The organism is Eubacterium sulci ATCC 35585 (assembly GCA_001189495.1).
Taxonomy (GTDB): domain Bacteria; phylum Bacillota; class Clostridia; order Peptostreptococcales; family Anaerovoracaceae; genus Eubacterium_B; species Eubacterium_B sulci.
Window position 1 is genome coordinate 401,281 of sequence record CP012068.1, and the last position, 13,084, is coordinate 414,364.

A 13,084-nucleotide genomic window follows, 5' to 3' on the forward strand; every position below is an offset into this window, starting at 1 on the left:
AATGGAAATTCCAGTATATTTATTTACAGGTTTTTTAGAAAGTGGTAAAACGACATTCATTCAAGATATTCTCGAGGGTAGTGATTTCAATGCAGGTGAGAGAACTCTGCTTTTAATGTGTGAGCAGGGAGAGGTGGAACTTGATGAAAGCAAGTTCTTTACAAAGGATAATATCTTCTGCGAATATATAGAAAGTTTGGATGAGCTAAACCCAGAGCATCTGTCGGAGCTACAGAAAAAGCACCGTGTTGAGAGAGTTGTAGTTGAATATAATGGCATGTGGATGATGCAGGACTTGTTCCGTAATATGCCACCAGAATGGATCATATCTCAGGAGGTTACATTTGCAGATGCGAGTGTTTTTATAAACCACAATGAGAATATGAGACAGCTTGTTTTTGATAAACTAAAGACAGCTGACCTAGTTGTCTTCAACAGGTGCGTGCATGGCTTTGATAAGCTAGAATTCCACAAAATCGTAAGGGTTGCAAACCGAAAAAGTCAAATAGTTTACGAGTACGGCCCAGACGATGTAGAACCAGACACCATAGTCGATGAACTGCCTTTTGATATGAATGCAGAAATCATCGAAATTGAGGAAGATTGTTTTGCTGAGTGGTACCGTGATGTAAACGATAATCCTGAGAAATACGATAAGAAAAAAGTAAGAGTTCTCGGTAGACTTGCGACCGGTGGAGGTTTGCCAAAAGATAATCTAGTCTTTGGAAGACATGTTATGACATGCTGTGCAGATGATATTCAGTTTGCCGGACTTTTATGCGTTTGGAAGAATGCATCAAAGATCAAAAACGGAAGCTGGGCAGAAATCGTAGCTGAGGTGAGGCTAGAGTATACAGATATTTATGGTGAAGAGGGACCTATCCTCTACTGCAGCAAGGTGGTAGCGAGTCTTCCACCTGAACAGGAGGTGGCAACCTTCTAGGAGCCAAGACTATTTAATTTACAGATGACAAAGGAGCTGAAATGAGCACTTACATAGAGCACTATTCCATATCATCACATGATGTGGATATAAACAACAATATAAAGCCTTCAAGCTTTGCGAGACTTATGCAGGAAACCGGAAATCACAACATGAGGGATAGAAGACCTACATATGAGGAGCTATTTGATAATGGTCAAAGCTTTATTGCAACGCGAATTCTCTATGAGGTTGTAGATCAGATTCATAGTTATGATGAAATCGATGTACATACCTGGGCGACGACAGGAAAGGCGGCAACCTTTGTCAGATGTTTTTTAGTTAAGCGAGGAGAGGAGATTGTTGCTAGGGGCTATAGTGAGTGGGCTGTAGTAAATATTCATACAGGCAAACTCATCAGAACTGACGAGATTGACCTTTCAGACTACGAGTTTGACGAGCCATTAGAGATGAATATTCCTTTGAGATTTACCTTGCCAAAGGACCTTGATTATGAGCTATGTGGAAAGCACCAAGTTATGTTCAGCGAGGTCGACAGAAACATGCACATGAACAATACCTACTATCTTGATATGGTATGGAATCATGTTCCAGATGTCGATAAGAAGAAAATGACATCATTCCTAATCAGGCACAGGGCAGAAGCGCCACTTGGATCAGAAATAGAGATCAAAAGAGCAAAGGCTAAAGAGCCGATAGATGTAGCGGGTGGAGCAACAGAAAGCTACATCTTTAAAACTACAGTAAATGGCAAGACAAATATAGAGGTAGTAATCTCTTTTGCAGATTTATAACGATATAGTTGATATCAAACCCAGACTCCGGTCTGGGTTTTTTCGTGTGTGAAAGTGTTACTAAAAGGTAACGGTTTCACATAAGGTAACGTTACATAAAGGTAACACCTCAATTAATGAAAGGTAACAACTAATAAAACTTCAAACTAAATTATCGTTGAAATATCAAAGAAGATAGAGTTTGTTTTGTGCGCGCTTAAATGTTGGCACGGATATCGCAATAAATATGTTCAAATATCAAATATCTGTTTTATAAATGGAGGTAAAAAAATGAACATTAAAGACAAGTATCTAAATTTCTATTATGAAACAATTGGTGAAATCGAAGAACCTGTCATCAATCCAAAGAAAACTGCTCTACTTCTTGTAGACCTTCAAAATGAGTTTGTATTAAGAGACTTTGGTGAGGCATTGCAGTTTAAAGCGTCTGGCGAGTGGGAAAGATGGATTCCTTTCCATGATAGATTGGATGACATCGTTATTCCTAATAATAAGAAATTGTTGGATTTCTTTAGAGCTAACAATATGGCTGTTACATATGGTAGAATTGCCTGCCTGCGAGATGATGGTGAAGACAGATCCCCAGTACAAAAATCGGAAGGCTGGAACAATATGTTGATGCCGGTTGATAGTTATTCAGCTCAAATGATAGACGAATTAGCTCCACTAAAAAATGAAATTATTGTAAATAAGACGACAGATAGCGTGTGCAATGGTACCAACTATCTAACGCTATTAAGGTTTATGGGAATTGATACGGTAGTTGTTACGGGCATAGTTACAGACCAGTGTGTTGCTTGCACAGTTAGAGACCTTGCAGATGCGGGGCTAAAGGTAATCTGTGTAGAAGATGCATGTGCAGCAGGAAGTCAGGAACTTCATGATGCAGAACTTAAAATAATGAACGTGATTTACTGTGATGTATTAAGTACTGACGAAACAATTAATATCATCAGCAAGAATCTTCAGTAAGGAGGTCTAGAGTAATGTCAGATAATAATAGCCCTAGCGGATTAAGGAAAGAACTGAAATTATCGAATATGATAACGATGGCTGCAGGTGGAATGATTGCAGCATGGATGGTCGAGATAAAACTTTGGTATGAGTTAAGTGGCCCAGGATCTGTGTTTGCCTTACTTACTTTGGCAATTTTGATTTTACCACTCTGCTTTATATATTCAGAAATGTCAAGTATGATGCCTTATGCTGGAGGACAGAATATATGGGTATCGAATGCGCTCGGTAAAAACTCTGGATTTGCAGCATTTTGGATGATAATGCTACTGTATATTATGGCAATGCCTACAGTAGCATATGGTATTGCGAGCATGATGGGATATATATTCCCAATTACTACACTTCAAGTAAAAATACTCGCAGCTGCAATAATAATATTTTGGTTTTTCCTTACGAACAGGGAAATTAAGGTGCTAGCAAAATTACAATCAATATTATTTTGGAGTACTTTAATTATATCTCTGTCCGCAGATATATACTTTATTCTTAGCGGTAAATGGCACCTCTCAACTATAACTCCTATGTTTACCCATGGAGTTTCAGGTTGGGCAGCAGCGGTTGGACTTTTAGTAATGAAATTTGTAGGCTTTGACATCATTCCACAGCTTTCAGAGGAATCCGATTTTCCTAAAAAGGACTTATGGAAGGCATTTGTTGGCTCTATAGGTTGTACAGTTTTAGTTTACGGACTAGCTGTAATAGCAGTTGGTGGTGTTGTGTCTAGTGAATGGGTTGCAAATACAGATATCGTTGATCCTAGAGTCGCAGATATTTGTGGGGCACATTGGTTAGGTCTTTTGATTGTTATTATGGGTACTGGTACATGTATAACTACACTATCATCCTTTTGGCTTAGCGCATCACGTATTCTATACGGTGCAGCAAAACAACACCAAGTAACACAAAGATTCACTAATCTAAACAAATTTGGGCAACCACAGTTCGCAAACTTGATTGTTGGAATCCTATCAATATTCTTTACTGTATTTGCACCAGATGCATGGATCAATTATATCTATACAATATATGGAGTAGCTGCTGGCGCAGTATACTTACTAGTAACAATATCATTCTTAAAGACAAGACAGAAACACCATGAGTGGGAAAGACCTTTCAGATTAAAGTTTGGTAAATTCTTTGGAATATGGTCAATTTGCTTCTGCTTCTGGGTTCTGTATGTATCTATCAAAGAGATGAATCTTGGCGCTTGGATTGTAATGCTAGTATATGTTCTTCTTGGACTTGCATTCTGGGGATATATGAAACATATGCAAAAAGCTGATCCTGAAGGATGGAAACCAGTTACAATATCGCCTGATACAGTAGGGCATGAAACAGACGTATTGAATTAGCTGGATATAAACAAAGTAAGTAAAACACAGTAACAACATTATATTTTTGGTAACTATAATTAGTTCAATATTACTACTATTACATCAAATGTATGGTAGTATATTGTATAAATAAATACGCCACATAGAGGAGGTGCAAGATGGGAAGACGGAATTTTAAGGACTCGATGGTTACAAGACTGATTTTAGTTTTCCTAGTAGGCAATATCTTTTATGTGGCGTTGTTTGCTATTTTGTCGTCGTATCAAACACGCAACAAGTCGGAACAATATGCAATAAATAATTTAGAGGAGATTATAAAGGAAAAAAGCCAGTTAATATCTGAAGGCTTTACTCAAATAGAGGATAATACCATTTCTTTAGGAATATGGTATCAAAAAATATATATCAATTCTGATGAAGAAAAATATAAAGAACTCCCAAAAGGATATATAAGGAATGAAAATGGAACAATAAGTAGATTAAAAAATGGAGCTTTAAGTAAAGGAGAACAAAGCGCCCTATATGTTGCAAGTAACATAAAAGAGGACTCTTCTCTATACCGTGATATTGCAATTTCTGAGGAATTGGATGATGCATTCGCCAAGGTTGTTGAAAATAGAATGGTTACATGGGCATATTTGATTGATAAAAATAATGTACTAAGGTGTTTGCCATATAGTGATTTAACAGCACAATTTACAAGTGATCATGACCAAAGAAAAGATCCTTTTTATATAGATGCAAATGAAAAGAATAATCCAAGACGTGAGGCAGTCTGGACAGCTCCATATTCTGATTACCTGAGAACTGGTTGGACAATTACATGTTCATATCCAATTTATAATAAAGACGACGAATTTTATGGTGTTGTTTGTATTGATTTATCGTTACTTAAATTAGGAGAGCAATACTTTAAGGATTTTTCAATAGGTAAAACCGGTAAAATATACTGGCTAACAAAGGAAGGAAACATATATTATCAATCTGGGATGACTGGCGACGAACATCAGGGGCGTTTATACTCAAAAAATATATTTGATGAAGAGAAGATGGGTTCTGACAAAAGAACTGCTATGAAAAGTGCATTAAAAGGTGATTCTACAACTTATATGTATACGGTTAAAGGTAGTCAGAAAATACTATTCTCATCAAAAGTAAACGATACGGATACAGTTTTATTATTTGAAGTTGATAGGAGCGAATTTATACCAGGGAAATCACTAGATGCAAATTTGCTTTTGATTTTATTGCTAACGGCAATTCTAATGGGAGTTGGATTTCTAACATGGCTTAAACATAGCTTTTCAATACCTATGCAGGGGCTTGTTGCTCGTGCTAATAAGATATCAAATGGGGATTATAGCTTATGTGAAATAGAAACTAAAAGTGATTTACTGGAAGTGAGAGAACTGAATCGTGCGTTTACTGCAATGAATGCAAGTATAGGCAGTTATACAAAGTCATTATCTGAGAAAAACCAGGAAATAAATACGATATTAGAAACAATTGAAGGAGCGCTCCTTATAGTTAAGAGTGATGGATCCATTGTAGTTGCGACAAGAGAATCTGTAGCGGTTACACCTGAGATAATAGAGAAAACCTTAAAGGGGCTAAAAGCACATCCTCAAATTAAAAGTGAACAAATTGTATCTGGTACAGAAGTGTATAGAAATACATACTATCCAATATGTGATAGCGCAGGAAAGCTTACGGAAATGGTTGTAAGTAGTAACTGTGTAACGCAAAGTGTACTTTTAGAAAAAGAAGTTCAGCAAATGGAAAAAATGGCAGGGATAGGCCAGTTTGCTGCCGCTATAGTTCATGAATTGAAAAATCATCTAGCTGTAATAAAAGGCGCAGTGTATATTTTGTCAATGTCAAATCAAAGTAGAGATATCAAAGAGGAGGTTGATAGAATTGAAAGAGCAGCGGATGAAGCTGAAAAAGTAATATATACACTGCTTGACTACAGCAGGGATGATGAAAAAATGGAAATGGTCCATGTTGGAACAGTAATAAAACAAATTCTATTGTTATCAAGAAAAACACTTATAAGGCAAAACATTGAAGTAAAGGAGATGATTGATGACGATTGCTATATAAATATGGGAAGTCCAGAAGCGTTAAAGGTAATACTGCAAAATATTATCATAAATGCAATACAAGCAATTAGTGAGGACGGACTAATTGATATATTCTGTGGCAGAAAAGATGAAACCATAGTAGTGATTGTTAAAAATAATGGAGAACCTATTCCTAGCGAACTCAGGGAAAAAATATTTGATCCTTTCTATACTACAAAAGCTGATGGAAATGGCATAGGACTATGGATTACGAGGCGCTTGACGGACGCACTCGGTGGAAGTGTTAAGGTATTGGAAGATGATCAAAATATGACGGAATTTGAAATCGTTTTACCAGTTAAATGTGGTAGAACAGACATGAGGTGAAAAGAATGATCAGAAATTCAATTTTATTGGTGGATGACGATCAAGAATTGTTGAAAGTCTACCGTAAGATATTTGAGCTAAAGGGATTTTCGGTTAAGACGGCAGAAAACGGTTTTTATGCATTAGAGATAATGGAAAAACACGAAATCACAGTTGTTGTTCTTGACATTATAATGCCAAAAATGGATGGAATGGAAGCACTCGTGCAAATCAAGAAAAGGTGGCCGATGACAGAGGTTATTATGCTTACAGCGGAGGGCACTATTCCAGGAGCAGTTGAAGCTGTAAAGAAAGGTGCATATACCTATTTCATTAAGCCAGTAGATATTGACGAGTTGATAGTAACTGTAATAAAAGCACAGGAACTTGCTAATGTGCGTATGGAAAATAGTCAGCTAAAACAACATATCTGCTCAATATCAGCCACCAATAAATTGATTGGAGAAAGCGACGCAGCCAGAAAAATGAGAGAAGAGGCTATAACGATTGGAAGAACGATGGCATCGGTCCTTATCACGGGAGAGAGTGGAACTGGTAAGGAGGTAATGGCTCATCTAATTCATCAATGTAGTGAAAGAGCTGATAAACCGTTTGTTTCTGTTAATTGTGCAGCATTTAATGAAAATCTAATAGAAAGTGAACTTTTTGGCAGTGAAAAGGGTGCATATACTGGTGCTGAAAAACGTAGAAAAGGAAGATTTGAACTAGCGGATGGCGGAACCATTTTCTTTGATGAGATAGGTGAATTGAGCTTAAACATGCAAACAAAATTACTACGAGTTTTACAGGAAAAAACCTTCGAGCGAGTAGGAGGAAGCGAAACTATTCAAAGTAATTTTAGGCTTATTTCTGCAACAAATGCTGATTTAAAACAGGAAATAGAAGCAGGCAGGTTCCGGCTAGATCTATACTATAGGCTTAACATACTGCCTATTGAAATTCCCCCTCTTAGGGAAAGGAGACAAGATATTCCTTTGCTTGCAAACTATTTTATCGAGACTATATCAAAAGAAATGGGACGTAAAATTGATTCTATAGAAGTAAGTGTTATGCAAATGCTGAAGAAATATTCGTGGCCAGGAAACATACGTGAGCTTAGAAATATAATTGAGCGACTTGTGGTTATGGCGCAAGACGGAAAAATTAGTGGAGATGACCTTCCGTTAGAAATTCAAGAGATAGATTCTGATATGAATAGAGTTTTTAGTGAAGACCTAAAAGGAGCTACCCAAGACTTCGAGAAGGAATATATTATGGAAATTATGCGTCGTAACAGCTGGAATGTTACTAAAGCTTCACGCGAGATGAATATAGCTAGAAAAACTCTATACAAAAAATTAAATGACTACGGAATAAAATACAGATGATAGTGGTGTTTTGCTAACAACTTTATGCCACACTTAACGTTCTTTTCTTTGATGCGTAGAACCCATTTTAGACTGTAAGTTAGGTGTGGCTTTTTTAATTATATTTTGGTGCAATTTGCAACAATGATATAAAAAAATTAAATGCGTGTATGCATTGAAAAATAAACATATATAAGGGGTTGAATTTTAGCGTATTAGGTATATACTAATGCTTTATTAGGAGAGTAATATATGGGACTTTTAACAGTTTTAGTTTTTTTGGGTGTAATGGTTTTGATAACAACCGAAAGAGTGCACCGAACTGCAGCTGCCCTTGTTGGTGCGGCAGTGCTCATGCTTGCAAAGGTTTTTAGCTTTGATGAAGCTCTTGAGTATGTAGATTTTAATACCATAGGCGTACTGGTTGGAATGATGCTGTTTGTCGCAGTTATCAAGGAATCGGGGATGTTTGAATACGTTGCTATCAAGTCGGCGAAGCTTGTAAATGCTGATCCTTGGAAGATGATGGTTATATTTGTCATAATTACAGCTGTGCTATCGTCATGCCTTGACAATGTTACTACGGTTCTCTTAGTTGGACCAATGACAATTGCTATATCCAATCTGCTTGAGGTAAACCCAGTGCCTTACCTTCTCATGCAAATTCTTGCATCCAATGTCGGAGGTACGGCTACTTTGATTGGTGACCCACCTAATATAATGATCGGAAGTGCAACGGGACTTACCTTCCTTGACTTCGTCAAGAACACAGGTGGTGCAGTTGTTCTAGTTCTAATCGTACAGATTATTATGATGAAGTTCATGTATAAGAAGTCGATTACAGCTACCGAAGAGGCTAAGGCTAAGGTTATGGCTCTCGATGAGAAAAAGGCGATAACCGACCTAAGGTTAATGAAGATAGGAATAGGCGTAATCATATACATAATCGTAGGTTTTTTGCTACATGATAAGCTTGGAATACAGTCTGCGGTAATTGCACTTTCAGCAGCGGCCTTTATGCTGATTGTGAAAGGTAAGAAAGTAGAGTCTTTGATAGAAGATGTTGAGTGGCCTACGATTTTGTTCTTCATATCGCTATTTATAATCGTTGGCGGAATGCAAAAGACGGGTATCATAAAAGCGATGTCAGAGGCTTTGATTGATTTCACAGAGGGGCATGAGCTTCTTACAATTCTCGTAATCCTTTGGGCGTCAGCAATCATTTCGTCGATACTTGATAACATACCTTTTGTTGCGACCATGATACCTTTGATTCTTGCGATGAAGGCTCAGGGCATGGACGTTGAGCTTCTCTGGTGGGCTCTGTCACTAGGTGCTTGCCTAGGCGGTAACGGAACTCTTGTAGGTGCATCAGCAAACGTTGTTTTATCTGATATCAGTAACAAACACGGACATCCAATCACATTTAAAAGCTACTTCAAGGTTGGATTTCCTTTCATGATTGCATCGGTATTTGTTTCGATGATCGTACTTATTATAAAAGCGTATATATAGGGCTAGTTTGATTTATTGCATTTTGATAAAAAAGGTATATAATTGCTTTGTCAGGAGGAGGAATAATGGAAATAATATCAATACTTGTCTTTCTTGGCGTTATGGTTTTGATAACGACGGGAAAGATAGATAGCACACTTTCAGCGCTTATCGGTGCGGCAGTGATTTTGCTCACCAAGGTGCTTAGCTTTGATGAAGCAATTAAGTATGTTGATTTTGACACGATAGGCGTGCTTGTTGGCATGATGCTATTCATAGCAGTGCTAAAGCAGTCTGGAATGTTTGAATACATAGCTATCAAAGCGGCTAAGAAGGTAAATGCTGACCCTTGGAAAATCATGATAATCTTTGTGATTATTACAGCAGTTTTATCTTCTTGCCTAGACAATGTTACGACGGTTCTTCTAGTTGGACCTATGACGATTGCTATTGCAAGAATGCTAGAGGTGAATCCAGTACCATACCTTTTAATGCTTATCTTCTCATCAAATGTTGGAGGTACAGCTACTTTGATAGGTGACCCACCAAATATAATGATTGGAAGTGCTGCAGGACTATCCTTTATGGACTTTATGATGAACACGGGACTTGCTGTTGTGTTAGTAATCGCAGTTCAGATCATCATGATGAAGTTTCTTTACAAGAAATCTACGGTGGCAACTGAAGAAGCAAGAGCAAAGGTAATGGCACTAGATGAGAATAAGTCTATAACAGATGCTAGACTTATGAAGATAGGTATAGTTCTTATAGGACTCATAATAATAGGATTTCTCGCTCATGATAAGCTAGGAGTTCAGCCAGCTGTAATTGCGCTTTCAGCAGCTACAATTATAATGCTACTTAGCGGAAAGAAAGCTGAGCATGTAATAGAAGATGTGGAGTGGTCGACGATACTCTTTTTCATAGCGCTTTTTGTTATCGTAGGTGGAATGGAAAAGACTGGTGTTATATCGGCTATATCAAAGGGAATAATCAGCTTTACAGAAGGACATGAAATAATTACAATACTAGTAATACTCTGGGCTTCGGCGCTTGTTTCATCGGTACTAAATAACATACCTTTTGTGGCTGCGATGATACCTTTGATTATCTCAATGAAAAATCAGGGTATGGATGTAGAGCTTCTATGGTGGGCGCTATCACTAGGTGCATGCCTAGGTGGAAACGGAACTTTGATCGGCGCTTCGGCTAATGTAGTGCTATCAGATATCAGTAACAAGCATGGGTACCCTATTACATTTGCAAGCTATCTGAAGGTAGGATTTCCTTTTATGATACTTTCAATACTTGTATCAACTATAGTACTTCTTATTAAGGCATATATATAACAGGAGGCTAATATGGATTGGACAATTAACGACATTATAAACATGATGCTCAAGCAGCTAGGTGCGACGAGTGTTAAGACTGTGCATGCGAATATCACAGTGGCAAAATTTGAGATAGAAGACTACAAGATGAGCTATATGTATGAGGCTCGTGAAGATGGTAGCATCTACCTATCTCGTGTTTCTCCATATCCACTTCTTCTAGGAAGATTCTTTGGAGAACAGGATGTAATAGACTATATAAGAAATGATCTTGAAAAATTCAAGAGAGCTCAAAGTAGCCATAAATTCGAGGATTATCTCGCTTTTGTAAACGAGATAACAAAGGCAAGTAGACAATTGGAGAAGCTCTTTTTGAACAATCACGTGGATGCAGATAGCCTAAAGAATCTGCTCGATGATATAGACAGAGTCAAGCTTGATCTTGCTGAAGCTGAGAAGAGCAGTACAAGGCTTGACGGATAGGCCTACTCGATCGACTTTAGAGGAATGTATTTGGTAGGGTGGAGAATTATGAACTACGTCTACATACTTCGCTGTGCGGATGGGAGTCTTTATACAGGCTGGACGAATGACCTCGAAAAGAGGGTGAAAACACATAATGCTGGCAAGGGAGCAAAGTATACCAAAACGAGGCTTCCGGTTGAGCTTGTTTACTACGAAGAATACGAAGAAAAGGGAGAGGCTCTATCGCGTGAATTCAGTATCAAAAAGCTCAAAAAAACAGCTAAAGAAAAGCTAATTTTAAAACAATATATTGATAACAATTAATCAAGCGACCACAAAATATAGTGGAAGCTTGATTTTTTTTTATTTCAATGTAGAAAAAAGCAAAAATAGCCTATTTTTATACCCATTAAGTGGGGGACTAGCCTTGATAGGTGGGGGAAAGTGGTATATAATTACAGTGTTAATATTTGATAATAGGTGAAGTGGCGAAAGGAGGCAGGATTTGTTTATCGGAACATACAATAATTCCATAGATGTTAAGAATCGCATGATCGTGCCTTCTAAGTATAGAGATAGGCTTGGTAAGGAGTGCATTCTTACTAAGGGAATCGATAGATGCCTATATATCTATGACATTAGTGACTGGGAGAATTTGCTTGAGAAGATAGACAAGCTTCCAGAATCAGACCCTAAGGTCAGAGCTTTTGTAAGGCATATCTGTGGTAATGCTGTTTCATGTGGCTTTGATAAACAGGGTAGAATAATTATTCCAGCTGAACTCAAGGAGTATGCACATATCGATAAAGAACTAGTTACGATAGGTGCGATGAGAAAAATAGAGGTTTGGGCTAAGGAACAGTGGAATGCTCCAGATAACGAAAATCGTATGGATACAGAGGAGTTCAACCAGACTTTGGCAGCATATAATTTCTAGGAGGGCATATGGAATTTTCACATGTACCAGTGCTTCTAGAAGAATGCATAGACGGTCTCAATATCAATCCAGATGGCATCTATGTTGACGGCACGCTCGGAGGAGCGGGGCACTCAAGCGAAATTTGCAAGAGACTATCGCCAAATGGAATGCTGATTGGAATCGATAGAGACGAAGAAGCTCTCAGAGTTTCTTCGAAAAGACTTGAGGGATTTGATTGCAAGAAGGCTTTTGTTCACGGAAACTATTCGGATATCAAGAATATCCTAAGGGAACTGGATATAGAGGAAATTGATGGAGCACTTCTAGACTTAGGAGTTTCATCGTATCAGCTAGATAATCCAGAGCGTGGGTTTTCATATATGAACGACGCTGCTCTAGACATGAGAATGGATAGAAGCGAGGGTATGACAGCTTACGATATAGTTAATGAGTATTCCAAGGATGAGTTATATAGAATAATCAAAAGCTACGGTGAGGAACGTTGGGCGAGTAGGATTGCAGACTTCATAGTCAAAGCAAGACGCGAAAAACCGATAGAAACGACTTTTGAGCTAGTAGAAATAATAAAGGCGGCGGTTCCAGCATCAGCAAGAAGAAATGGACCGCACCCAGCAAAGAGAACGTTTCAGGCGATAAGGATAGAAGTTAACGATGAGCTCGGAGGAGTAAAGAGAGCAGTAGATGACTTCATAGATGTATTGGCACCTAAGGGGAGGCTTGCGATAATATCATTCCACTCGCTAGAGGATAGAATTGTAAAGGATGCGTATAAAGAAAAGGAAAATCCTTGTGTATGCCCACCTGAGATTCCAATCTGCATATGTGGAAAGAAGCCTGAAATAAGGAAGGTAAATAAGAAACCTATAGTGCCAAGCGAATCGCAGGAGGATGAAAATCCGAGAGCGAGGAGTGCAAAACTGAGAGTTTGCGAAAAACTTGGGAAGAGATAAAGAAGTTATTGAGGATGGGA

Annotated in this window: 12 protein-coding genes; all 12 read left to right on the forward strand. The window is 38.0% G+C overall.

The features are described 5' to 3' along the window. The first annotated feature begins 1 nt into the window (after position 1). The 12 genes from ADJ67_01895 (at position 2) to ADJ67_01950 (ending at position 13,064) form a co-directional block, all read left to right on the forward strand. On the forward strand, positions 2 to 943 hold the full coding sequence (locus tag ADJ67_01895) for a hypothetical protein (protein ID AKT46565.1): 942 nt from the start codon (positions 2 to 4) through the stop codon (positions 941 to 943). Positions 944 to 984: 41 nt separating this feature from the next. Further along, positions 985 to 1,737 (forward strand): hypothetical protein, encoded by a 753-nt coding sequence (locus ADJ67_01900; protein AKT46566.1) that lies wholly within the window; start codon positions 985 to 987, stop codon positions 1,735 to 1,737. Between the two features lie 270 nt (positions 1,738 to 2,007). Next, on the forward strand, positions 2,008 to 2,709 hold the full coding sequence (locus ADJ67_01905) for an isochorismatase (GenBank protein ID AKT46567.1): 702 nt from the start codon (positions 2,008 to 2,010) through the stop codon (positions 2,707 to 2,709). A gap of 14 nt (positions 2,710 to 2,723) precedes the next feature. Continuing rightward, positions 2,724 to 4,106, forward strand: a complete 1,383-nt coding sequence (locus ADJ67_01910; GenBank protein ID AKT46568.1) for an amino acid permease — start codon at positions 2,724 to 2,726, stop codon at positions 4,104 to 4,106. Positions 4,107 to 4,246: 140 nt separating this feature from the next. Further along, positions 4,247 to 6,538 carry a hypothetical protein gene (locus ADJ67_01915; protein AKT46569.1) on the forward strand — a complete coding sequence of 764 codons (2,292 nt, stop codon included), beginning with the start codon at positions 4,247 to 4,249 and terminating at the stop codon, positions 6,536 to 6,538. A 5-nt stretch (positions 6,539 to 6,543) separates the two neighbouring features. Further along, positions 6,544 to 7,905 (forward strand): hypothetical protein, encoded by a 1,362-nt coding sequence (locus ADJ67_01920; GenBank protein ID AKT46570.1) that lies wholly within the window; start codon positions 6,544 to 6,546, stop codon positions 7,903 to 7,905. 231 nt (positions 7,906 to 8,136) lie between these two features. After that, positions 8,137 to 9,399, forward strand: a complete 1,263-nt coding sequence (locus ADJ67_01925) for a membrane protein (GenBank protein ID AKT46571.1) — start codon at positions 8,137 to 8,139, stop codon at positions 9,397 to 9,399. 101 nt (positions 9,400 to 9,500) lie between these two features. Further along, positions 9,501 to 10,727 carry a membrane protein gene (locus ADJ67_01930; protein AKT47630.1) on the forward strand — a complete coding sequence of 409 codons (1,227 nt, stop codon included), beginning with the start codon at positions 9,501 to 9,503 and terminating at the stop codon, positions 10,725 to 10,727. A 12-nt stretch (positions 10,728 to 10,739) separates the two neighbouring features. Then, a complete protein-coding gene (locus ADJ67_01935; protein AKT46572.1) occupies positions 10,740 to 11,192 on the forward strand; it encodes a hypothetical protein in 453 nt (150 codons plus the stop codon). Positions 11,193 to 11,240: 48 nt separating this feature from the next. Then, a complete protein-coding gene (locus ADJ67_01940; protein AKT46573.1) occupies positions 11,241 to 11,498 on the forward strand; it encodes a hypothetical protein in 258 nt (85 codons plus the stop codon). Between the two features lie 181 nt (positions 11,499 to 11,679). Then, the gene (locus ADJ67_01945; protein AKT46574.1) at positions 11,680 to 12,111 is read left to right on the forward strand and encodes a protein MraZ; all 432 of its coding nucleotides are present in this window, start codon (positions 11,680 to 11,682) and stop codon (positions 12,109 to 12,111) included. Between the two features lie 8 nt (positions 12,112 to 12,119). After that, on the forward strand, positions 12,120 to 13,064 hold the full coding sequence (locus ADJ67_01950) for a 16S rRNA methyltransferase (GenBank protein ID AKT46575.1): 945 nt from the start codon (positions 12,120 to 12,122) through the stop codon (positions 13,062 to 13,064). Positions 13,065 to 13,084 lie beyond the last annotated feature (20 nt).

What these genes read in the sequence shown, in the direction of transcription:
- ADJ67_01935 (AKT46572.1), top strand. Translation starts at nt 10,740, where the DNA reads ATGGATTGGACAATTAACGACATTATAAACATGATGCTCAAGCAGCTA.
- ADJ67_01910 (AKT46568.1), top strand. Translation starts at nt 2,724, where the DNA reads ATGTCAGATAATAATAGCCCTAGCGGATTAAGGAAAGAACTGAAATTA.
- ADJ67_01950 (AKT46575.1), top strand. Translation starts at nt 12,120, where the DNA reads ATGGAATTTTCACATGTACCAGTGCTTCTAGAAGAATGCATAGACGGT.
- ADJ67_01930 (AKT47630.1), top strand. Translation starts at nt 9,501, where the DNA reads ATGGTTTTGATAACGACGGGAAAGATAGATAGCACACTTTCAGCGCTT.
- ADJ67_01925 (AKT46571.1), top strand. Translation starts at nt 8,137, where the DNA reads ATGGGACTTTTAACAGTTTTAGTTTTTTTGGGTGTAATGGTTTTGATA.
- ADJ67_01905 (AKT46567.1), top strand. Translation starts at nt 2,008, where the DNA reads ATGAACATTAAAGACAAGTATCTAAATTTCTATTATGAAACAATTGGT.
- ADJ67_01915 (AKT46569.1), top strand. Translation starts at nt 4,247, where the DNA reads ATGGGAAGACGGAATTTTAAGGACTCGATGGTTACAAGACTGATTTTA.
- ADJ67_01940 (AKT46573.1), top strand. Translation starts at nt 11,241, where the DNA reads ATGAACTACGTCTACATACTTCGCTGTGCGGATGGGAGTCTTTATACA.
- ADJ67_01920 (AKT46570.1), top strand. Translation starts at nt 6,544, where the DNA reads ATGATCAGAAATTCAATTTTATTGGTGGATGACGATCAAGAATTGTTG.
- ADJ67_01900 (AKT46566.1), top strand. Translation starts at nt 985, where the DNA reads ATGAGCACTTACATAGAGCACTATTCCATATCATCACATGATGTGGAT.
- ADJ67_01895 (AKT46565.1), top strand. Translation starts at nt 2, where the DNA reads ATGGAAATTCCAGTATATTTATTTACAGGTTTTTTAGAAAGTGGTAAA.